15 protein-coding genes are annotated in these 23,479 nt (G+C 58.8%); 9 read left to right on the top strand and 6 right to left on the bottom strand.

The window, feature by feature from the left end:
• The first annotated feature begins 16 nt into the window (after positions 1-16).
• Positions 17-1,129 (top strand): site-specific integrase, encoded by a 1,113-nt coding sequence (locus tag QYE47_RS19660; RefSeq protein WP_070383463.1) that lies wholly within the window; start codon positions 17-19, stop codon positions 1,127-1,129.
• A gap of 83 nt (positions 1,130-1,212) precedes the next feature.
• Here QYE47_RS19660 and QYE47_RS19655 read toward each other — a convergent pair whose 3' ends face one another.
• Complete coding sequence (locus tag QYE47_RS19655; protein ID WP_155766695.1) at positions 1,213-1,581, bottom strand: hypothetical protein; 369 nt, start codon at positions 1,579-1,581, stop codon at positions 1,213-1,215.
• Between QYE47_RS19655 and QYE47_RS19650 the strand changes: the two genes are divergently transcribed.
• The 7 genes from QYE47_RS19650 to QYE47_RS19620 all read left to right on the top strand — a co-directional run bounded on the left by QYE47_RS19650 (position 1,558) and on the right by QYE47_RS19620 (position 10,390).
• Positions 1,558-2,139, top strand: a complete 582-nt coding sequence (locus QYE47_RS19650) for a restriction endonuclease subunit S (RefSeq protein ID WP_070383462.1) — start codon at positions 1,558-1,560, stop codon at positions 2,137-2,139. The two genes, QYE47_RS19655 and QYE47_RS19650, sit on opposite strands and share 24 nt — an antisense overlap.
• Positions 2,132-3,604, top strand: coding sequence for an N-6 DNA methylase (locus tag QYE47_RS19645; RefSeq protein WP_070383461.1), 1,473 nt, complete (start codon positions 2,132-2,134; stop codon positions 3,602-3,604). Before QYE47_RS19650 ends, QYE47_RS19645 begins: the two co-directional genes overlap by 8 nt.
• A gap of 256 nt (positions 3,605-3,860) precedes the next feature.
• Positions 3,861-4,850 (top strand): Abi family protein, encoded by a 990-nt coding sequence (locus QYE47_RS19640; RefSeq protein WP_070383460.1) that lies wholly within the window; start codon positions 3,861-3,863, stop codon positions 4,848-4,850.
• Between the two features lie 358 nt (positions 4,851-5,208).
• Positions 5,209-6,264: a DUF3800 domain-containing protein gene (locus QYE47_RS19635; RefSeq protein ID WP_070383459.1), complete on the top strand. Its 1,056-nt coding sequence runs from the start codon at positions 5,209-5,211 to the stop codon at positions 6,262-6,264.
• A gap of 26 nt (positions 6,265-6,290) precedes the next feature.
• Positions 6,291-8,021, top strand: a complete 1,731-nt coding sequence (locus QYE47_RS19630) for an ATP-dependent endonuclease (RefSeq protein ID WP_070383458.1) — start codon at positions 6,291-6,293, stop codon at positions 8,019-8,021.
• Positions 8,008-9,426 (top strand): UvrD-helicase domain-containing protein, encoded by a 1,419-nt coding sequence (locus QYE47_RS19625; protein WP_070383457.1) that lies wholly within the window; start codon positions 8,008-8,010, stop codon positions 9,424-9,426. The genes QYE47_RS19630 and QYE47_RS19625 overlap by 14 nt, the downstream gene beginning before the upstream one ends.
• Before the next feature lie 358 nt (positions 9,427-9,784).
• Complete coding sequence (locus tag QYE47_RS19620) at positions 9,785-10,390, top strand: GIY-YIG nuclease family protein (RefSeq protein ID WP_070383456.1); 606 nt, start codon at positions 9,785-9,787, stop codon at positions 10,388-10,390.
• Positions 10,391-10,490: 100 nt separating this feature from the next.
• On the opposite strand, the gene QYE47_RS19615 is transcribed toward QYE47_RS19620, so the two are convergent.
• On the bottom strand, positions 10,491-11,699 hold the full coding sequence (locus QYE47_RS19615; protein WP_237141840.1) for a phospholipase D family protein: 1,209 nt from the start codon (positions 11,697-11,699) through the stop codon (positions 10,491-10,493).
• Between the two features lie 77 nt (positions 11,700-11,776).
• Positions 11,777-17,167 (bottom strand): NACHT domain-containing protein, encoded by a 5,391-nt coding sequence (locus QYE47_RS19610; protein ID WP_070383454.1) that lies wholly within the window; start codon positions 17,165-17,167, stop codon positions 11,777-11,779.
• A gap of 263 nt (positions 17,168-17,430) precedes the next feature.
• Between QYE47_RS19610 and QYE47_RS19605 the strand changes: the two genes are divergently transcribed.
• Complete coding sequence (locus QYE47_RS19605) at positions 17,431-17,979, top strand: hypothetical protein (RefSeq protein ID WP_070383453.1); 549 nt, start codon at positions 17,431-17,433, stop codon at positions 17,977-17,979.
• A 104-nt stretch (positions 17,980-18,083) separates the two neighbouring features.
• On the opposite strand, the gene QYE47_RS19600 is transcribed toward QYE47_RS19605, so the two are convergent.
• From QYE47_RS19600 to QYE47_RS19590, 3 genes are all read right to left on the bottom strand, one after another.
• Positions 18,084-18,776 carry a sensor histidine kinase KdpD gene (locus tag QYE47_RS19600; RefSeq protein WP_070383452.1) on the bottom strand — a complete coding sequence of 231 codons (693 nt, stop codon included), beginning with the start codon at positions 18,774-18,776 and terminating at the stop codon, positions 18,084-18,086.
• The gene (locus QYE47_RS19595; RefSeq protein WP_070383451.1) at positions 18,773-20,380 is read right to left on the bottom strand and encodes a tetratricopeptide repeat-containing response regulator; all 1,608 of its coding nucleotides are present in this window, start codon (positions 20,378-20,380) and stop codon (positions 18,773-18,775) included. The genes QYE47_RS19600 and QYE47_RS19595 overlap by 4 nt, the downstream gene beginning before the upstream one ends.
• 159 nt (positions 20,381-20,539) lie before the next feature.
• The gene (locus tag QYE47_RS19590; RefSeq protein WP_014589691.1) at positions 20,540-23,257 is read right to left on the bottom strand and encodes a LuxR C-terminal-related transcriptional regulator; all 2,718 of its coding nucleotides are present in this window, start codon (positions 23,255-23,257) and stop codon (positions 20,540-20,542) included.
• Between the last annotated feature and the right edge of the window lie 222 nt (positions 23,258-23,479).

Raw genomic sequence — 23,479 nt, 5'->3', positions numbered from 1 at the left:
CACACTGAGATTAGAAATGGCGACCTTTCGCAAGCGCGGCCCATTCCAATGGCAAGTGCAAGTCAGACGTAAAGGATGGCCCCTGCAAAGCAAGACGTTCAATACCCAGGCAGAGGCAAAAACCTGGGCGACCATGATCGAGCGCGAAATGGACGCTGGCGTGTTCGTCAGCCGCAACGAAGCCGAAGCCACCTCCTTCTCCAGCGCACTGGAGTTGTATGCCAAGGAGGTGACCAGCAAGAAGCGCAGCAGCGCCTCAGAGCTGTCACGCATCCAGGCCATGCAACGCCACCCTCTCGCCCTTCGCTCGCTCGCCAGCATTCGTGGCTCAGACATGGCGACTTACCGGGACATGCGCCTCGAAGAGGGCCTGGCTCCCTCCACCGTGCGCCGCGAGCTGGCCCTGATCTCTCACGTTTTCACCATAGCCCGCAAAGAGTGGCGTATGGAGTCGCTAAGCAACCCCGTCGAACTGATCCGCCAACCGAGCGTTGATGACGCCCGCGAACGACGAATCCTCAGAGCAGACGTATGGACATGCAAAGACGGGAAGCTGATAAGCGAGCACTTGGATGAGCTGGAAATGATCTGCCGCCACTCGCGCTCGGCCGAGCTGCCGAAAATCGTCGCCTTCGCAGTGGAAACAGCAATGCGCCGTAGTGAGATAACCGGCCTGCTACGCGCCAACGTAGATCTGAAAAAGCGGACAGCCCTCCTCCCAATGACGAAAAATGGTTCTTCACGCGGCGTACCGCTATCCAGCCGAGCCGCAGCGATCATTGAAAACCAACCTAAATTAGAGGGCGGCCGAGTATTCAAAAGCCAGCCGGACACCATCACTAAGGCGTTCCTGGATGCTCTGAGTGGTGCTAGGAATGCTTATGAGTGGGGGCTTGAGCTGCATCTCAAATCCGGGGGACTAACGCCGGAGCAGGTTGCAGAGCAAACCGCCAGAGATCCATTCCTGCTCGACCTTCGGTTTCACGATCTACGCCATGAGGCTACCTCGCGCCTGGCTGAGATATTCCCACTGCATGAGCTGACCAAAATCACTGGCCACCAAGACACGAGAATGCTCATGCGCTATTACCATCCAAGGGCCGAAGATCTAGCCAAGAAGCTTGGATAGTCAAAACAACGTCTTCATAATCCTTTGGCCAACGGTTCGAATCCGTGCTGGATAACCATATAAATCAAAGATTTAAGCTCGTATCAATGATGGGCTTTTTCGTTTACGGCATTTTTAGCCCCCGCTTTAGTCTCCATTTCTTTTTGCTGCCGCCCCCCCCGGAAAACGGCGATCTTGGCTGGAAACTGATCGAAGGTGAGACCGGCGATCAGTACCAAGCCTTGGAACCAGACTCGCAAGCCGGATGCTGAGCAAGCGCCGTCCGCCTCGGATCTATTAGAGCAACCGTCAACCTCAAACCATCCCCATACTTTAGACCGATCACAGACCCAGAAGCCGTCGCCATCAACAGTAGAATTCTTCTGCTTGCGCATTCCCCCGCTGGGTGCATATACTTCCCCCACCCAGAAACTGTAGAGCTCTTCTGCATGAATCTTTCCAAGCTTGCCCATGTCCGTACAGCTGTTGTGTTCCGCAGCCAGCCGCCCCAAGAGCAGCAGAATGGCAATGTGCGTGCCTTGGCGATCAGGGACTTGGTCGCAAGCAAGCCGCTTCAATGGAATGAACTACCGCGGATCCTCCTAGATGAAGGGCACCTCTCCCATTGCCTGCAACCAGGTGACGTCGTAATACCTTCGCGGGGCGACTACTACAAAGCGTGGCTTTTTGAGGGCGCTAGCGAGCCCGTGTTTCCCCTAGGGCAATTGAACGTGATCACGCCAGGGCCGCAACTGGATGCTCGCTACCTCGTTTGGCACCTCAACCAGAAATCGACGCAGGCCAGGATTGGCTTGATGCTGACCGGCACTAGTATCAAGGCACTCACAAAGGCTGCGCTGCTTACTCTGGAAGTGGAGATACCTCCCCTGCTCAAGCAGAAGCAGATCTCAGAGTTGGATCACACCAAGCAGCAAATTGTCGCCATCCGGCATCGCTTGAGCGAGTTGGATCAGGCAGAGATCGCCCACGTGACAAAGCAGCTTTTGCAAGACGGAGGCCGTCATGTCTGATCTGCAAATGCTGAATGCCATTAACGCAGCCATATCGAGCGTGTTGAGCGTCTTCCGAGGGGTTTGTGACCCTCATGACAGCGCAGAGTTTTCTATGGCAATGCTCATGCTCAAGTACCTCGCCGACACGGGCCTAGAAGACTCTCCTGAGAACAAGAAACTTCCTAGTGGAGTGCACTATTTCGTACCCGAAAAGGCGAACTTCTACGGCTTGCATGCAGCGAGAAATCAGCCTGGCAATGGGGCACGTATTGATAAAGCTCTCGAACTGATCGAAGCCTCCAACAGTGGGTTGGAAAAGATGTTTCTGTTCGTCTCATTCGACTCGCCCAGGCTCGGTAGCGCAGACCAGAAAGACCGCATCCTTTGGCGGTTGCTTGAGGCATTCAACACCCCAGCACTCGACTTTCGCGTGGGCCGTGGTGGCATACAGATCGCCGCTGCAGCTGCGTCTGAAGCCATTCTCAGACATACCGGAGAAGCTAGCGGTAAACGTGGCGGTGAGTACTTAACGCCACCTGAGCTTTCGCAGTTGATCGCCCGTCTGATGCAGCCAACGGAGGGGGAGAAAATCTATGATCCCTTCTGTGGCGCTGCCTGGACCCTGACCGCCTGCAATCAATTTGCGCGCCAGAATTCGAGTGGTAGAGGCTGCTTGTTGTACGGCCAGGACGCGAACGGCAACACATTGGGCCTAGCCAAGATGAACTTGCTCCTTCATGGCGAAACAGACTGCTTGCTCGCTTGGGGAGATACCCTACGCAACCCTAGTCTTCTCGACGCGGATAGCCAGTTGAGTCGGTTCGACGTTGTCGTGTCTCATCCGCCTTTCTCGCTACGCGAATGGGGGCATGAATGGGCAGAGAATGATCCATTTGGCCGCTACTGGCGCGGCATTCCCCCTCGGGCATCAGGCGACTTCGCGTGCATTAGTCACATGATTGCGAGCCTTGCGCCTGAGCGCGGTCGCATGGCTGTGATTGTCTCTCTCGGCGTTCTGTTCCGGGGCGGTGCAGAGCGCCAAATTCGGGAGCACCTTGTTAAGGAAAACCTAATTGATGCGGTAATTGCCCTACCGCCCAAGATGCTCGCCAACACAGGCATTCAGACGGCGATTCTGGTACTGCGTAGGAAAAAGGCAGATGACGGAATCTTGTTTATTGATGCCAGCCGTAGCTACCAGCAAGGGAAGATTCTGAACGTCTTGCGCGAGCCAGATCTGGATCAGATCGAAACGACCTACCAGGCTCGGATAGATGTCGACCAATATTCGAAGCTGGCCTCTCAGACTGAGGTAGCTGGCAACGACTACAACCTCTCAGTCGCGCGCTACGTAGAGATTCTTGAGGAAGAAGAAGAACTTGATCTTGCGAGTTTGAGGGCTGAGCGCGCCACACTCAAATCTGAGTTGAAGCGCCTGGAAGAAAAGCTAGCGATCCTGCTGAAGGAGGCCGGCCATGCTTAGAGCACAGCGCTGCCACGACCACTTCCACTTGTGTGTATCTCGACGCCTGATCTCCATCCAAACCTGGCCTCACGAACCATCTAGCCCAAGCGCCTGCGAGGCAAATACAACAAGCATGATCGATCAGAACCTCACCAATACAGCCGCGATTCAAACGTGCACTCAGACCCCGTCAGAGCTGTCCCTGGGCAACAATCGCAGCTTCTTCGGTGCTGCCGACGGTGCTGTGGAAGAAGTAGGCGAAAGGAAGTAGCTAATGACGGGATACCTCAAACCCTGGATGAGCTTCGAAGACCAGCTGAACCAGCTAATCCAGCGGGGCATGACCATCACCGACCGAGCGCTGGCACTGGAATGCCTTAGCCGAATAGGCTATTACCGGCTGAGTGGGTACTGGTATGCCTTCAGAGAGCGAAACGACGTGGTTATGCTCGATGGAGGAAAGAAACCGAGCAAGCTGAAGGTGACGAAAGTCCTCACGGACGATTTCAAGCCGGGCGCCACTTTCCAAAATGCCGTGGACCTTTACGTCTTCGATAAACAACTGCGCCTCCTAGCAATGGATGCTCTGGAGCGAATCGAAATCGGTTTGAGGGTAGATATTACCCACGGCCTCGGCGGCCTGGATCCGTTCGCCTACATGCAACCTGGCCTGCTCCATAAGGACTTTTGCGGGAGGATCCTTGCGAGTACGGGAATCAGCCGTCATCAAGATTGGCTGACCCGCCATAACCAGCTGATCTCCCGCTCCAAAGAGGACTTCATTCAGCACTGCAAAGCAAAGTACGGACTTCCACTACCGCTATGGATTGTTGCGGAGGTTTGGGACTTTGGCACGATGTCCACTCTGTTCAGCGGGATGCGAGAAGCCGACCAAGATGCAATCTCGGCAAAGTACGGCATCTCAAACGGGCGAACCTTTGCGTCCTGGCTGCGAAGCCTTAACTACCTTCGCAACGTCTGCGCTCACCACAGCCGGCTATGGAATAGAAACATTATCGACCAGCCGAAACTGCCGCCGGTGGGAGAGGTCCCCTGGGTCGCTCCCTTTGTAGGGAACGCACATGCCCTGGCACGGTGCTACCTGCTACTTTGCATAACGCGCCATCTGTTGCGAACGGTAAATCCTCGTTCCACTTGGCCGCAGCGGATGAAGCAGCACCTGCAGCAGTTCCCACAGTTGTCCCACTTGGGGCTCAACCATGCTGGTATGGGGACGCACCAAGGCTGGGACACCGATTGGTGAAAATTTCAGGCAATAAAAAACCCCTCAGCAGCTTCATCACCAAAGTGAGTCAACCGAGAGGGGCCGTGTTGGGTTCAATACTAGAGATCGAGTTAGGTGACGTCAACTCCATTGACAGCCTACCAAATCGATTGCGCCCCAAAGCGTAGCGGCTTTGCGCGAGTGGTAAGACGACCTAGAGGCTTATGCTAGAGCTGCTTCCAGGAAAGAAAAATGTGGTCGCAGACTAGCCCAGGTTGCGCTAAGTCCGGGTGTTGGGTTGCGCCCAGTGGACTGGGCGACTCCGCACCAGCCTTGGGCATGATCAGTTCGCGACTACAGCCACGTTGCTCCATCTGTGACGCCAGGGAGAACACGCATGGAATGCTTCCATATCGACGAGAGTGGTTACACCGGGTTCGATTTACTCAACCCTGAACAGCGCTTTCAGGGTGCCACCGCCGTGGCCATTACCGATGACGAGGCGGCGCGGCTGATTCGCAATCATTTCCCCAAGCTGCAGGCGCCGGAGCTCAAGTACCACGCGCTGGCAAAGCGGCCTGGCTATCGGCAACCCCTGCTAGACCTGCAGCGGGCCGTGCTAGCACAGCAGAAATGCGTAACCTACATCTGCGACAAGCGCTACCTGCTGCTGCTCATGTTCATGGACTACGCAGTCGAGCCGTTCTACTACGAGCGTGGAATGGACTTCTACCAAGACGGCCAGAACTATGCACTGGCTTCGCTGTTGTACACAGTCGGCCCCACCTTGCTAGGCAAAGAGGGCTTCGATGCAATGCTCGCAGCCTTCCAGCAGGCTATCAAATCGAAGACTCCACAAGCCCTGGAGGCGTTGGTTAGGGCAGTCAGAGAACTGGACTGGCAGCAATTACCCGAAGCGCTCGGCCCGCTCGCACTAGCGGCACCTGAATGCCTGTCTGCGATTGCCACACCGGGCGTTTCGACCGACGCGGCGATGGTGGTACTTCAATCTCTTATCAGCCGGATGGAGGTGATGGCGGCGGGACCGTACCGAGTCGAGCACGACCAATCGAAGAACCTACTCACGTACCACGAGCTTCTGCAGCGCTATATCGACCACCAAGATGAGGTCGAATTCAGGCAGACGCAGATCGCGGGCATCCGCTTTCCGCTCAAACTGTCTTCCGTGACCCAGGTCGATTCGAAGACCAGCCCCGCCGTCCAGATCGCTGACGTCATGATCGGGGCTGCCATCGAGGCAGCAAACGGATTGACCGGCCGGCGCACGCCCCTGCTAGACCCAGAGGCCGTGATGTCGCTCTACGCAGAGGATCAATTTATCCACATGTTGCCGTCGATCAACTTCGATGAACAGAAACGATTCCGTGAGGGGACTCAGGCGGCGGAAATGATCGATTACTTCGCCAAACACTTTGGCACCAAAACTTCCTAAGGCGCATACCATCACAGGAGCACCCAATGGCAAGAATCAGGAAAATCGAGATCGCCAACTTTCGCAGCATTCAGCGGTTGGTTTGGTGCCCGACGCCCGGTATCAACTGCTTGATCGGCCCGGGCGACAGTGGCAAGTCCACTGTGTTGGACGCAATCGACCTATGTTTGGGTGCTAGGCGAAATATCCAGATATCCGACGCCGACTTCTTCGGTCTGGACATCACGAACTCGATCAGCATCACGCTAACGCTGGGCGACCTCGACGACAGCATGAGGACGCTAGAGAGCTTCGGTGCCTTTCTCCGCGGCTACCACACCTCCACTGGTGTCGTCGAAGACGAGCCCTCCGCTGGCGCGGAGGTTGTGCTCTGCCTGAACCTGGAGGTTGCCAGTGACCTGGAGCCGTCTTGGACCCTCATCTCCAGCCGCGCCGCCCAGCAGGGCCTGGTGAAGTCACTAGCGTGGAAAGATCGCGTGGCGCTAGCGCCCACTCGGATCGGGGCTCTTGCGGACTACAACCTGAGTTGGCAACGGGGCTCGGTTCTGAACCGCATCTCGGAGGAGCGGGCCGATGCCTCGGCAGCTCTGGTCAAGGCAGCACGGGATGCGCGATCCACCTTTGGCGACCAGGCCGAACAGCAGTTGGGCGAGGCGTTGGGTATCGTCGCTATGACCGCCCAGGAACTGGGCGTCCACATCGGCGCGAAGGCCAGAGCGCTACTCGATTCGCATTCCGTGTCGTTCGGCGGCGGCACCATTTCCCTGCACAACGAGGGCGGTATTCCGCTTCGCAGCTTGGGGGTCGGTTCCACCCGTCTGTTAGTCGCTGGACTGCAGCGCAAGGCGGCCAGTCAGGCGTCGATCGTGCTGTCGGATGAGCTGGAATACGGCCTGGAGCCGCACCGCATCGCGCGGTTCCTAGGCTCCCTCGGTGCGAAGGAGGCGGCTCCGCTGCAGGTATTCCTAACCACGCATTCGCCTGTGGCACTCAGAGAACTCTCGGGGAGTCAACTCTTCGTGCTGCGCAGCGCCCCCCACGGCCACGAGGCTCGGGTGGTCGGGACCGACAATGACATCCAGAGCACCATTCGCCTGTACCCCGAGGCTTTCCTGGCACGTTCTGTGATCGTGTGTGAGGGAGCAAGCGAGATCGGGCTCCTTCGAGGCCTGGATCTGCACCGAATAGAACAGGGAGGCGTGTCCTTGGCGGCGCAGGGCGTTGCCATGGTCGACTGCGGTGGCGGCGATGCAGATCGTCCATACGCGCGCGCAGCGGTTTTCCAGTCCTTGGGCTACCGGGTCATGGTCGTGCGCGATGACGACAAACAGCCCACGGCCGCCATCGAACTGGCATTCCGTCAGGGCGGCGGTGCCGTCGTTGCCTACCGCGCAGGCAGGGCGTTAGAGGACGAGTTGTTCGGCAGTCTCACGCCAGTGGCCTGCCAGAAGCTGATCAACTACGCATATGAGCTACATGGCGACCTGATTCACGAGCACCTTCGGACGGTCTCGAACAACACGCTCACCATCCAAGCCGTCTGGGACGAGATTCAGAATACCAACGCGCTTTCGGTGCCAAGCCGAACCCTACTCGGGCAGGCGGCACGCATCCGTAAGGCTGGCTGGTTCAAATCCATCTCCTGGATGGAGGACGTGGCGAGAACCATCGTGGCGCCTGACCTACCTCTGTGCGACCCAGGCTTCAACGCATTGATGACCCAGGTATCAGGGTGGGCTGCTCATGGGCCCCGTTGAGATCGACCTGCGTGCGATCACCCGCGGCACGGTCACGGCACCGGCCGGCTGCGGTAAGACGCAATTGATCGCCCACGCGCTGGCCGGCCACCGAGGCAGCAAACCCATTCTCGTGCTCACGCACACGAACGCCGGTGTGGCAGCCCTACGCGGCAGGCTCGATCGAGCAGGCGTGCCGCACAGTGCCTATCGATTGAGCACGATCGACGGCTGGGCCATCCGCTTGATCGCGAGCTTTCCGGGCCGTAGCGGCCACAACCCCGACATCCTGCGGCTCGCCACACCGGCTCGCGACTACCCGGCGATCCGAGAGGCGGCCTGGAGGTTGCTGCAGACCGGACACGTCAGCGAGGTGCTGAAAGCGTCCTATACGCAACTCATCGTCGATGAATACCAAGACTGCTCGGTGCCCCAGCACTACATCGTCTACTTCCTCTCGCTGATCCTGCCAACCTGCGTGCTCGGCGACCCGATGCAGGCCATCTTCGGGTTTCGCGGCAATGCCCTGGCTGATTGGAACCAGCAGGTGTGCGCGCACTTCCCGGTCGTGGCCGAGCTGGCTACGCCCTGGCGATGGCGCAATGCAGGCTCTGAAGCGCTCGGGCTGTGGCTGCTAGAAGCCCGGCGCTTGCTAGCCGCCGGGCAACAGGTAGACCTGCGTAGCGGACCGGCAGGACATGTGACGTGGATTCAAGTCACACCACCCAACGATCACGCACAGCGGCTAGTTGCAGCTCGGACGCCATCGCCCACACCTGACGGCTGCGTGCTGCTAATCGCCGACAGCCGCAACCGTGCGATCCAACATAATTTCGCGAGCCATACTCCGGGAGCGTCGACAGTCGAGGCCGTTGACCTGCAAGACCTCATTGCCTTCGGTAGCAGCTTCGACGTGGCTTCGCCGGATGCCCTGGGACAGCTCCTGACACTGGCGCAGGGCGTCATGACCAACGTAGGTGTACCCGAGCTCACACGGCGTCTGGATTCGTTAGCGCGAGGAACCGCCAGGAATCCGCCGTCCGAAGCGGAGAGCAGCGCCTTGGCATTCCTGCGCGCACCGTCTATTGCTGCCGCCGCTACGCTGTTGTCGGACCTGCGCGGCATGCCGAATGTACGCGTACACCGGCCCGCCATTCTCTACGGCGCGCTCAAGGCATTGCGAGAGGCCGCGCCAGGAACCGTACCGCTGGCGGAGACCGCCAGGCGTGTGCGGGAAGAAAAACGACTGTTGGGCCGACCGCTGCCCAAGCGTGCAGTGGGCAGCACTCTACTACTTAAGGGGCTGGAAGCGGAGGTGGCCGTGGTGCTGAACACAGAGGGCATGAGCGCACAGCACCTATACGTGGCCATGACCCGCGGATCGATGAAGCTGGTGGTGTGTAGTCCCAATGCCATGGTTGGATAGTTCAGAGATCTGGAATGACAACAGAGAAGCAGTTCGGAGAACAGAGCACGAAGGAGACGCCTGTCCGTATCGTCAAACTACCGATGGACAAGAAGAGCTTGCTTAGACACACGATGGCAGCTTTGGCCACTCTCTGCCGGCCACCTCTTCGGCGTGTCTTGGTCAAGTCGAATGCCTGCAGTGGCCATCCATGTACGCGTGTTCACGCTTGAGTGATTGCTAAGCTTATCCACAACTGCTGATGCAAAATCAGCAATCCGCCCTGGGTCAATTTTCAATCGGCAGGGTGGATCAGTTTTCAATCAGCGCCAACAGTCGGTGCTGCTTGCTCAAATCATTATCATTTGGAGGGCTTTGAATGGCGATCGACAAATACTGGGAAGACAAATTCGACCCTGATGATTTTGATGATTACAAAATGGCTTGGGTCGAAAAGGAGCGGCTCAGGCAGGAAAACTCTGAAAACGGTTGGATTTACGTCGGAATGGATAGCCGCTCTGATGATCGAGCAAAGGTCGGCCTAACGAAGAATGGGCTAGCGACAAGGGCCAGCAGCAGCCATAACCCAGACTACATGCCCTATTGTGGTTTCAAAATCAAAGAGGGGGTTAGCCGCGAAGCGATTCGTAGGATCGAGGCCGAAACTATCTGCGAGCTTGAGCGGCGGTTCGCGCGCATCAAACACAAGGGCTCAGGTAAAGTTTCTGAGTGGTTTATGGCCTCGCCGGGTGAGCTTAGGGAAGCTTGCAATGAATTCCTCTCTAACCATCACAGCTCTTTCATGGATGGCTATCACTGCTTTGATCGCGATATGTATGTCGTCAAATCGTGGGAAAATGATAGGGTGCTTCGAGGCGGCGAGAACAAGCCATATGAGGCAAGCGATCTCAGTAATCCCCCGGTAGCCTTTGAGTGTTACATGCCTGGAGGGTGCGGGGCAGCTGATTGTGACTGCTTTGAATAGCTTCAAGAAAGGGCTAGTGATTTGGCCCATTCTCGCGGGTGATCCGTGTGGCAGGCCTGGGCGTTTGAGCGACCTCAACACACGAGCACAATGCACGCATCTACTCGTCAAGCCAGTAGACGTAGTTGAACAGAGCGTCTACCTCAGAGAGATTTTCCAACTCTAATTGAGTTTGAACCTCCCTGGCGTCTCGGCAGAATTGCTCGTAAAGCTCGGGGGTAACATTGGTTTTCAACGGCCGCAGGGGATATTGATCGTAACCGGCGACTATCAACCCGCTCACCGCATTCTGGTTCATCACCGCATATCGCTTGTTGTCCAAGGCATGGAGGATCTCCGTCAGGACATTAATACCCGCTCGATCAATACCCACGAAGTGCCTGTGCAATAACTCAAATGCTTGGGCGGGTGTTGCGCGGTTCAGCTCCAAGACCTCTGCAAGGGCGCAGATGAAGATACTTGAGTTCTGCGACACGATACGCTTCCCGCGATGCAGTCCTCCGGAATGAAAGCATTCGATCAGGCCTTCGTAAGTTTCGAGAAAATTATCGCGGGTGACCTTACCTAATCCAGCGATATCTTTGATTCGCCGCCTCGCCATGAGCCGATCCCTAGCACGGTAAGTTTGTTGGGCCGCAAACCCATAAGGCGAATCGTCAGCCTGCATGTCAGCCAGCCGGTCAGTCAACACCTCCAAGCTGTGCAAGTCACCGCGGCTGATTTTTTCCGCACGTCGACTTGCCATTTTCCGCCAAGCCTCGTGAACGGCATGGAGTTTTGCATACCCATCAATGCGCGCCGTCGTTGCACGAGTGAGCGCGCCCTCTTCGATCAAGCCACCAAAGTGCTCTTGGACAGATGCCATCAATGCACCGTCGCGATCATTGACGACGACCGATGCCTCGTAGTTGTTGGAGAAGCCACCAGCAGTCAGGTTGGCGGAGCCGACGATTACTCTGTGACCTCCAGGCTCGCGCACTGCGTAGATCTTGGGATGGAAGGTTTCTTCCGCTGAACTCAGGTAGAGCTCAAGTTTGTTCTGGGAATTCTTTTCCACCTTGAACAGCTCATACAGCATCGCGGGATCGGTCACAAACAGACTCAGGCCAACCGCCACCCGAGCTGTCATCCCGCGAGCAATCGCCTGCTTAAGAGGCTCTAGGATAGCCTCGCTCGCGGAAGACTTAGCAAACGCAACCATGCACTCCAAGTGTTCAGCATTAGCTAGTAGCCCGATGATCTCGTCGCCATGGCCTGAGTCATAGCCATTCAATAACAGCTTCAATCCTTGTGCCATTTTATCGCTCACAGTTTTTGCCACAGACGTGGCGTTATCGAAAATGACGATCTTTTGATTGCCCAGATGGAGACGCTCACGAAAAGCCTTCAGTCTAGCCGTGGACTCAAACTGCCCCAGCGAGACACACCGCGAAATGACTCGCTTTGCTGCAAGGCTGCGCTGCGGCGATCGCCAAGGTCGACCAGCGCATCAAGCACCTGCAGCAGCTTACGAGCCAGGGGGGCGGGCAGCGGATGCAAGCGATCAGCATGCGCCTGCACGAGAGCAGCAATCGCGGCCGGTATCGAGCTACCCTTCCAGCCCGTGGGCAATCGTCCATCAACGATCTGTGCGAGCACCTGGTCAGCGAACATATCGACCGGGTAGGCAGCGCCGGCACGTTCACATAGCGTGACGAACCGACACGCGACGTAGGGATTCCAACCAGCGGCACGCACCATACGGTCGATCAATGGCATGACATGGGAAACGTCGCCCCAATTGCCGTTGGCAAAGCGCGCAGCCCCAGAGGCGTGCTCCACAATCACGAAGAGTAGTGACTTGATCAGCTTCGGGAGGTCGAATCCACCGATGCGCCCATCGTTATACCGCGAGCGTCGCAGGTCATCGCTCTCTAGCGTTCGTTCGAGCACGACCTGCAGTAACTGTAGCGTGTCATCCCGGATCTCCAGCGCATCAAGAACTTCACTACAAACCAGCGATACAGTGAATGGGGCGAGCAGCCGCATTGCAATCTCATCGGGCTGCTCAAGGATCGGCCGTAGAAGTCTCCGCAAGGTCTCGTCGCCAGGAAGATGGGGTACAACGCTTGCCAACATCCTTCCCAACTGATCCTTCCACTCATAGAGGTTTCCGTCGCCACGCTCGCGCCCCCGGCGCCGTTCGGTTCGCCATGCCGGATTGATCGTGTCTAGCGTCCAGCTGACAAACGCCTCAAGAGCATCTACATAATGCGCTCGATACGAGCTCGCCATAACAGCCCCCACCGGGACGTTCTTTAGGACATTCGCGGCGTATTGGCCATCCCAAAGATCATCGGTGCTTGCCCAACCGTCTTCTTCGTCCTCATCAAAAACCGACAAACTCTCGGCATCCGAGGCGATCTGCTGCCAAGAAGGCAGGGGGCGTATCCAAACAGGCAATGGCCCTTGCCCCCTGTACTCATCGAGCGCAGCTGCTAATGCAATGACTCGGCGATCTGTTTCCATTTGCCGCCTCGCATCGGTGTCGAGTCGGTACATGTCTCGCCTGCCTACGAGTTGTGCCAACCGCAGCCCGAGGTTCATACCGCACCAGGCAAAGCGTGCATCGCACTCCCAGCAGCTGGCGACTTCTTCGAGCGCAACTAAGGAGATCGAGTCGAGGGGATGGGTGATGAGACGATAGAGCTCCTCGCGGTCACCAGGATATTCGCTCCCCGACTTAATACGCGCGGCCAATGCACGCACCACAAAGATCTTCGGGTGCCAAGGAATCACGGATCTGGCAAATATGTCGTCGGCCTCCTCCTCACGCATGAGGCAGAAACTCTCTATCGTGGAGTCAGCCCAAGCCCTATGCTCGCCCGCATCGGAAAAGCAGATTACGGCCGCAGCCGTTCCTGCGATTGCGCCTTCGGTCAGCCCGCTGCCTGGCATCAGCGAAATTGACCGTCCTGCAGCAGCTGCTTCAGCCAGCTCCATGGCACGCTCGACCGCCTCATCCGCCGTGAATCCTACCGCCCATTGATGCGAGCTGAAGCACTTCTCCACCCACAGCCACAACTCCGTCTCGCGGCCCACCTGCGCATGGCGCTGCAGAGCCTCTTGCACTTCAGCAGCTTCATGCCGGGGACTGCTCATCGAAATCTGGACCGCGTCGCTGCGGCCGGGGATTGGCTCAACTTTGTAGTTTTCGATATGGCCCAGCTCAGACCAGAGTTCGGCCATACGCCGAAGCTCAGCCACGTGCTCGGGATCCTGCGCCTCTTCCTGAGAAGCGAACTCCAGCCTATTCGGGAAATCATCTAGTGCCTTACGACATGCATCCCGCAGCATCGCATCACCACCAAGAACGAAGAACGGCACCAGGTCGCGCAGCTCCAAAGCGCGCGATGACATCTGCATGTTGTCAGCAACAGCTTGTCGGTGCGTTGCATCAATGCTTCCCTTCTCAAAGCCGATAAGTCCGGCACTCTGCAATTGGTGCTCTTGAACCTTGCGCTGCAAGTCGAGCCGACACAGCCGAAGGCTGCTTATCAGTGCCAACGTAGTAGTCGAAGCTTCCTTGGCTCGCAGAGCGAGGTGTACTGCAATGCCCAGAACGCCAATACTGTTGTGCCCATCCAGGATCTGTTGCAACACATCTTCCAGCGGGCGACCGGCATCGAGCTGAGCGATGGCCCAACGCTCCAGCGCCATAAGCGCACATTCCACAACCTGCGGCCCACCATGGCCACGGAACCAAACGTAGTGCCGGTCACTTCCCCAAAATTCGTGCCTTCCCCACGGAAACTCCAGTACGAGCGGTAACGGTGTATTACTGTGATGCCAGTGCCTATGCAGCTGACTCCATGCCGTGGTGGCGTGGTTAACCAGATCGCGGATCAGCGCGAGCGCCACTTCTGGATCGCGCATCAGCAATGAATGGAACGGTTCGCGCAGAGGCGAGGCAGGGAAGTAGCCCTGATGATCAGCGCCGATCGATAACCGATCCCAATCGTGATGGGAGAACGAGTGCCCTAGGAAGGGGCTCGAAATCTCTAGCTCGTCGAATCGAGTCCGTTTCTCTGGTGGAATCGCCTCGATTTCTTTGCGCCGGCGGCTCTGCTGGATCGCTTCGCGGCGCCACCTTGCCATCGTGTCATCGGGCAGCTCCTCCAAAAACCATTGGCAGGCAACTCTCGCTAGTTGTGCCGGGTGTGTTTCTGCCAACACCGGCGCGTAGGTCATGAGCTCGCAGAACGCACTATCGGACCAGCGTTCAACTGTCTCAACCCTAGCAAGATAATCGGCCACCACATCCGGGTAGGCCCGTGCCGCGCGCAGGATCAACGCCCGCAGTTCAGTCTGTAGTTCTCGGGGCGCGCACGGCGCAGAATTGCTCGTCGGCTTGCTGTACCTGCCCCGGCGATCCACCTCTTCATCCTCAATCGCATTCAACCAGGCTGCACACTGCGTGACGATGCGCTGCGACACTGCGTTGGGATAGTCCGCGCAAGCGATCTGCCAAGTTTCGAACAGTGTGACGAGGTCGCTTAAGTATGCATCCGGGATCGAGTCGATCTCTTGGATGACCCACACCAGCAAGCGACGCCATGCCGCGAAGTCCGATGGCCACCCTAGCGAATCCGCAATACGAATGCGTGCGACAGCATCAAGTTCGCCCCCAAGGACTCCGGACAACACCATAGGATTGGGCGTTGTCTTCTCGGCCTGCATCCACACCAAGAGCTTCCCGAAGAGCTGATGGGTGTTGCCTGCCAATGTCGCAGCAAACATGTCGACGTGCTCAGCGAAGCGTGGACTGAACACAGGCGATATGAGCCAAGCACGCAACCACTGCGGCCGCACCTGAGCCTGCTCAAGCGCGCGGAGTTCGCGCGACCACTGATCAGGTATCAGATAAGTCGCCTGCGACAGCAGTTCTACCACCCGAGCCAAGGCAGGCGGTTCACCGGCCGCGGTCAGGGCCGCGATCCAATCATCCCCCTGATCCAGCAACAGGTGGAGAAACGACCATTCGAAGAATATGTCGTGACTGAACTGCGCTGTATGCCCCTTGCGCACCTGCTGCACCAGGCCGTCCTCCTCTAACGCCGGAAGTACCTCTTGCGTCGCAGATGAAAGGTCACGTATGCGGATATTGCGCCCCAAATCCGGCGCGCTGCGCTGTGCTAGCTCAATTAGCCCCCGCTGCCTCGCTAGCGCCTGGGGCACATGTGCGTCGTAGCCACCGCGAGCCCACCAAGCATCTACGAGATCCACCTCCGACTGAGGCGCGAATCCTGATGGATAGGCCGCCTGCGAGAATCCTCGTGCCAGCACAGCTGCAAAGAACGGGCGGCGTGCCAGTGTGCGTACACGCTCGTTTCCGCCAATAAGGAGGGGCTGCAACGCCGGTAGCGAATCCGCGAGCGATCTCGCCTCTTCGTCCGTCAGGTTCTCCACATCGACATAACCCACACCACTACTTGCGAGCAGCGCAGAAGGAACCCAGTTGCGCAGAGGCTCGATACCGGCATCGCGCGCAGTAGCGACAACGCGCCAATTAGAAAGCGTCGGATTCGTCAGAAGCTGGCCAAACAAGTCGGTCACAATAGATCGCTGTTCCGGCGCAATACGGTCCAGACCATCGATGAGCAGCAAGGCATGGCCGGTGGCCGCAATCTCTATGAGCAGCGGCTCGATCGAGGTTGTCGTTAAGCCTATCGCGCGAGCATGCTCCGACCAGCTGCGGCTAGAAAGCCGGTTAGCAGTGAGGAACAAGGTGGTTCCATCGGCGGCCAGCTCGTGCACGAGGTCGCGTAACAGAACTGTCTTTCCGGTGCCCGGAAGACCTTTGATCAGCGTCAGGCGGTGGGCCGCAATCTGATCACCGAGCTGGTCGCGTAGCACCTGACGAGTTAGGTGCGTCCCTCCTATGTCGTTGGCCTGTTGATCGAGCCAGTGGCGCGTGCTGTCGCGCAAAACCTGCATGTCGCCGGCAAACGCGGGGGCTCCCGTGAAACGCCAGCCAGCCAACGCGCGCACCAGCGATGCTCGGGTATGCACGGCGCTGCTACCCGCACCATCGCGAGCAATCTGGCGCAGCAGACCCCACAAATCATTTGCACGCGCCACTTGCCCCGGCGCAAGCGCACGCTGCAGGCTGACAATTGCCTCCGCTTCGTGCGTCGACCCGACGTGAAGGAAGTCAAATCGGATCAGTACCAAATGCGAAAAAAGGCGATACAGCTGATCGTCTGACAGAGGTGTGCCTGTGTTCAGAGCGATCATTCGAACCGCCGCGACTACAGCACGGTGAGTGGCCGAGGCACTCCCTTCATCGCCAAACCGATGTATGAAGGACGCGGTTGTATCGGAACCCCGCGCCCATTCACAAACGGTCACGAAAGCCCGGGATGTCTCTTCCGCCACAGCCCCCGTCACCACTCCAACGCGATCTATGTGCTCGCGAAAGTCAGGCTTCTGCAACGTTTGCCAACTGTGCAGGACAACATCTCGGAAGTCGGTGTTGGTCTCCGCCCCCGAGACAGTGAGCGAACGCTTGACCTGCAGCGATAAGCGCATGACGGTTCCGTCCGCCAAGGAGGCCGCATCGACAATTACGTCGTCGAGCGGCTCGCCAAAGTCAGCCTGCTGCTGTGCGACCCGCTGCACGACCCTCCCATCAAGGGCGGCTGCCGTTGTGTCACCGACCATGGCCACGAGGTACTGCGCCGTAACGGCGTCCTCGTAGGTAAATCCGGCACCACCAGTAAGTTCAGGCGAAGTCATGCTTGTCCGTGCCTCTTATCGTCTCGTCCTAAAAGCTTCCTCAAGCATGACTGCCTTCGGAAGCTCTCAACTCGCTAGGGTAAAGGAGTGATCTTGAATGAGCAGCGAACAATCTTATACGATCAATGTGGGCTAGATCGAAGCCTGCTGCCCACCTTGGCAAACCCGAATGGGACGATTCTCTTCTTACTTAATGCGTTTGGGATTCCCTGTGCGGATCTCGGCAGTGGGCACCGGCACTCCGCGAACAGAGGAGCCTCAACATGCAACGTATTTTCCTAGTTTCGCAAAAAGCCATCTCTCGCCTGAAGCAGCGTGCTCGTCGCATGAAGCGAGAAAAAGATATCCCGCATCACGAAGCCCTTGAGATCACAGCGAGAGCTGCTGGTTTTGATAACTGGCATCAAGCAGCCGAAGCTGCGGAGAAGTGCAAGCCAATTGAGGATGCCTACTACCACGGATATCTGCTGGCTTTCGACCCATCAGAAGTGCCTGACACAGAGGATAAGGACTCCCCTCTCAGGTGGGAGCCTTACGCCTTCGAGCTTCTGCAAGATCGACTGTTTGAAAACTATGCCAGTCAGCTTGACGAAGAAGATCCTGAGGAAAGACCGATTTCGGAGACGCTAGATCCGAGTGACCTCAAAGAGTACTTCAGCGATGACTGGGGCAGCATGTTCTTCTTCCGGCTGAAGCGCTCCGACCAGGTGGCGACGATCGAGCTACTCTTGTCGCTGGTGAGCAAGCATTCGTTCTGGCCTCCACACTTTGTCTTCTTCAAGGGAAAGCTGGTGAATACACCGGGAGCCTGACAGGAAAATGGGGTGGGTGCACGAGGTTCATGTCTTGGGCGAAGTGGCGTCTGTGAAATCGAGCGCCGCCCGCGCGGCGCTCGATCTCACAGGCGCCAAATACCTCAAGGCAGGAACAACCTGAACAACCCGCCCCCAAGCGCCCCGCCGTTGGAGATCTCGATCCGCCCGCGCACCCCGCCGCTTTCATGCAACGCTGCGATCCGCGCCGCAAAATACAGCCCAAGGCCGGTACTGCCGCTGGTCGAGTCGATGCCCTGAATGTACTCCTCCTGGCGCTCGAGCATGTGCTTTGGATAACCCGGGCCGTCATCGTTGACGCAAATGGCCAACTGGTTGTCGGCCTCTTCGATGGTGATCAGCAAGGCGTGCCCGGCAAAGCGGGTGGCGTTGGTGATAACGTTGGCGATCACCGAGGCCACCAGTTCACGGTCGAAGAAACCCAGCGGGTTGTCGGTGTCGATACGCCAGGTGGCGAGTATGTCGTTGTGCTTGAGTACTTCCTCGTGCGCCGCAAGCTGAGCTTCGATGAAATCATCCAGCTCATGGTAATCCGGGCATACCGGCAACTGGTTCACACCCAGTTTGTATAAGCCCAGCAACTGCACCAGCATGCCGTTGAGGTGACGAAACTCATGCTCCATGATCCCCTGTTCGGCACCGCCGCGCAGCTCCTCGGGCAAGCGTTCCACCCACTGGCTGTGGGACTGGATCAGCGCCGACAACGAACTTTTGAGGTCGTGCACGGTGGAGGCGATCACCGTGGAAAAATCCAGCCCCTGATTCTCTTGATTCATGCGCCGAACACTCGGATGTGCAGTTTGCGGTAACGGTCGTAGCGATTGTCGCTGGCAGGGATACCGGCCACGCTGGTCAAGGCGTCGCGGCACTCCTGCATGATCGCAGGCTGAGGGTTGTCACCGCCGATGCGCAGCAGCGCCTGGGCGGTGTTGAGGGCGATACTGATGTTCTTCGGCTGTAAACCCAATGCCTTTCGGAACAGTTGCAACGCCTCGCCAAGCTGCCCTCCCTGGTAACTGCGCACACCCTGACGATTGAGGGTGACCGCTTCGGTAATGGCGTTGAGCACGCTGGGGTCATCCGTCAGCTTGCCCACTTTCTCCATGACCTTGGGGTCATCGCCATAACTTTCCACACAGCCCTTCAGCACGCCGATGGCAGCGGCGTCCTGCCCCATTGCCTGCAATTGCGCAGCGACGGTCAGGGCCGAATCGACAGAGAAGAACTGGTTCATCTTGTCCAGGCGCTGAATCGCCTGTTCTGTCAGTTTGCCGGCCGTTTCCGGGTCGCCGGCCTGCTGCAGGCTGGCAGCCTTCATCATCCGCGCACGCACCTGCAGGCCTTGGTCCTCGGGGTTTTCCTTGGCCACTTCGCTGAGCGTGGTGTTGATCTCGACCCGGGTACGGGCGTCCAGGCCGAAGCCTGCATTCTTGCTCATCAACGCCTGCACCAGGCCAAGGTTGTTTTCGGCATCTTTGTAGCGCGAACTCTGCCCCTGGTTCACCGCATGACGGAACGCCTTCGATGCGCTCTCGAAGTCTTCGTTCTCCAGCGCCAGCTTGCCCAGCGTCGACTGCCGACGCACCGACAAAGGCGACAGGCGCACGGCTTCTTCAAGCAAGTTCTGCGCGCGCCGGGTATCCCCCTGAGCCACCAGCACCTCGGCCATGCCATCGTAAAGGCCTGGCATGATCGGGAACGCCTTGAGCGCCTGCTCGTATACTCCCTGGGCCTGGGCATTCTGACCACGCTTGTGCATCAATGCGCCCAATGCGGCATATACCCACGGCTGCGGACGGCTGGCCAGGATGGCCTTGAGGAATTTTTCCAGTTCCTCGAAACGGTTGAGGTTGCGCAGGGCATCGGCCCGGTAGCGCAAGCACAAGGGTGCCAGGCGCGGATCCTTCTTGCACAGCTCGGCGCAGGCCGCCAGTACTTCGGCCGGACGGTTGCGGTCCAGCGCCTGCAGGATCGGCTTTAGCAACGTCTTGCGCTGGAACAGTTTCTCGACGCGCTGGGCAAGGCCAACCCGGTTGAACGGTTTGGTCAGGTAGGCATCGGGCTCGTGCTCGATGGCGCTAAGGACAATCGCCTGACTGCTCTCGGCAGTGACCATGATGAACACGCACTCATGGCTGATGTGCTTGTCGATGATCAGGTCTTCAAGCACCTGCTGCCCGTTCTTCTTGCCATCACCCAGATGGAAGTCCTGCAGGATGAAGTCATAGCGCTTCTGCGCGCACATGCGCAGCGCCTGCTCGCCGCTGTCAGCGGTGTCCACGTCGCGCACGCCCAACTCGCGCAGCATGGAACGGGTCGACGTACGAAAGTCGGTAAAGTCGTCGACGATCAGAAAGCTCTTTTGCCCGTACTGCAGCATCAACACGACCTGCCTTGGAATGATTGAAAAATCGCGCGAGGCGATGCCACCGATAGCTGTATCGGCAGCTGGTCGGGAAAGATGAGGGTAGAGCATTGTCGGCCAGAAATTATGGCGCCAGGCCATCACTTTAACGAGCAATGACTTACAGGGCCAGTATCACGCCAGCAACCCCAGGAATTTGGCCTTGGCCACCGCCTGGGTGCGCCGCTCCACGCCCAACTTGCTGTTGATATGGCTGGCGTGGGTCTTCACCGTGTGCAGGGAAATGAACAGCCGCTCGCTGATCTGTTGATTGGAACAGCCTTGGGCAATCAGTTCGAGCACAGCCATTTCGCGGCCACTCAGCGCTTCGCCGTTGCCCGTACTGGCGACTGGCACTGGCGGCAGGTGCTTGAGCAGTTCAGCCTGAACCGGGCAAGCGGCACCTGCCTGCAGTTGTTCATGAAGCCATTGCGGGTGTTTTTCCAGCAGGGGCTGCATCGGCTGCATCACGCCGCCATGCGCCGCTTCCAGCAAGCTTGGCAGCAACTGCGCGGCCTGCCCTTCCTTGCCTTCGTCCAACAGCAGGGAAAGCCATTGGCTCAGGGCGCTGACGGTGAGCATCATGCCGCCATTGGCCTGGCCGCGCTTTACCAGGCATGCCAGGCGTTGCACGGCATCGTCGCTACGCAACTGGATGCGATCGAGCGATGCCTGCTGCAACGCAATGTGCAATGGCAGCAGCGGATGGAACTCCGGTGCCGCCGCCGGCTGCTCGCCGCCATAGGTCTGGCCCAGGCGCTGCAGCCAGGACTCCGCCAGGTCGGTACGCCCCTGGGCCAGCCACAGTTCGCATTTGACCAGGGTAATCATGGCCAGGTAGTAGACCGGGGGCACATCCCAGATGTGCATCAAGCGCTCGGCCTCGGCCAGTTCGGCAAAGGCCTCGGCAAAGTGGCCTTCCCGGCCATCGAGCGTGGCAATCACGCAATGGCCGATGAGCACACTGATGTCCCGGCACGCTCGCGCCTCGCCCAGCCCTGCGCGCAAACGCGCGCGGCCCTGAGCTGGCTGCAAACGCGAGACCAGCAGGTAACCTTCGTAAAGCGTCAGCCGCGCACGCACGGCATACAGCCGCTGCGCCGAAAGCCCTTGCAGACGTTGCAGCCCCTGGCGCACTTCGTCCAGCGCGCGCAGCACCTCGCCACGGGCATGCAGCACCCGCGCCCGGTCGTAATGCGCCAGCGCCTCGAACAAGGGGTTACCGACCCGCTGGGCTAGCTCCAGGGCCTCGCGGTTCCAGCCTCGGGCCCGCCAGAAGTCGCCATCGGCAATGGCCAGGTTGGACAGCGTCGACAAACACACCAGCCGCTGGCCATAGCGCTTGCTCGGCAGGCTCTGCAGCGCTTCGCCGCAATAGGCCAGGGTGCGCTCGCGGTCGCCACGGCCACGGGCAATGACCCCACTGAGAGCCAGCCATTGGGCCAGCATCGACTTTTGCGCGGTCGCCGAAGGCGCGGGCAGAAAGCGACTGAGGTAGCCAGCCAGTTCCTCGGCAGCATCCAGCTGGCAAGCCAGCCCCAACGCCCAGCTGTACAGCACGATCAGCCGCGGCGTACTGATCAACAGACTGTCGGGCAGGTCCATCTTCCAGCGCAGCAACATGCCGACATTCTGCTCGGCCAGCAGTTGCTCCTCGGACAGACTTTGCACCAGGTCGGCGGCAACATCGAGGTGGCCGGCACGCAAAGCCTGCTCCACCGCCTCGTCCAGCAGGTCTTGAGCTTCAAACCAGCGGCAGGCCCGCAAATGCAGAGCGACCTGAGATTCGCTCGCCTGGCGGCTGCGCAGCAGGTCGGAGAACAAATGGTGATAGCGGAACCAGTGGCCATGCTCGTCCAGCGGCACAAGGAACACCTGATGCGCCTGCAGGAAGCTCAGGACGGCGGCACTGTCGTGGCGGCCACGCATCGCATCGCAAAGCGGAGCGCAGAATCGCTCCTGGCAGGCGGTTTCGTCCAAGAAGGCCTGCACGTCCGCAGGTAGCCTGTCGATGACTTCTTCAAGCAGGTAGTCGCGGATCAGGCCCTCGCCACCATGCAGCGCCTGGGGCAAGGCTTGCTCGTCAGCGCTGTCGCTGGCCGCCAACTGCCAGAAACGCAAGCCGGCCACCCAGCCGTCGCTGCGCTGGATCAGGTTGTCCAGTGCCTGGCCGCGCAGGCCGGTAGGCTGGCGACCGATCACCGCCAGCGACTCATCCGCGGTGAGGCGCAGGTCCTGTTCGTTAAGCTCGACCAACTGCCGGGACAGGCGCAGGCGCGCCAGGTGCCAGTCTGGCCGCTGGCGGCTGGTCACCAGCAATACCAGACCGGGTGGCAGATGATTGAGGAAGAACTGCAGGCAACGGTCGAGCACCGGCCCCTGGGCCAGGTGATAGTCGTCAAGCACCAGCAGCAGCGGCGTATCAGCTTGCAGGTACAGCGCCAGCTCGTCGAGCAGGCCGTCAAGCCACTCTTCAAAGGCAAACGGCTGGTGGCGCTGTCGCATTTTCAGCAGGCCCATGGCCTGGCCACCCAGTGCCGGGCAGTATTGCTGCAGGCCTTCAAGCAAGCGCTCAAGGAAGCGGCCAGGGTCGGCGTCCCGCTGGCTCAGGCCAAGCCACAGGCTGCGCCAGTGCTCGGGCAGTGTTTCGCAAAACTCGATGGCCAGGGAGCTTTTGCCGAAACCCGCCGGCGCATTGACCAGCAGCAGCCGCCCGCCCAAACCGGCTTCCAGCCGCTGGCACAAACGCAGGCGCGGCACATGGCCGTCCGGCAGCGGCGGCCGGAAGAAACGCCCGTCCCGCAGGCCAAGGGCCTGACTTGCGAATCCATGGGTGCGGGACAGATCTGTCATGGCCGGCTCGTTCTGGTTGGAAGACAACGGCGGTATGGATGTTTGCGAGACTAGCCGTTAACGCTGCGCATTTGAAGATGATGGGCGCAATAGGCATGGAAAAGACTGCGACAAAAAGCAACATGGCTGATGGACAGGGGCTGGGGCGGGGGTTTGGGGAGGTATTCAGGAGGTTTATTGCCTTGTCCGGCCTCTTCGCGGGTGAACCAGATCGGAAGAGCG

Origin of the sequence: Pseudomonas sp. 2,4-D (assembly GCF_030418155.1) — a bacterium.
Classification (GTDB): domain Bacteria; phylum Pseudomonadota; class Gammaproteobacteria; order Pseudomonadales; family Pseudomonadaceae; genus Aquipseudomonas; species Aquipseudomonas alloputida.
Note: the sequence above shows the minus strand (reverse complement) of the source record. Positions and strands in the feature narration are given on the sequence as shown.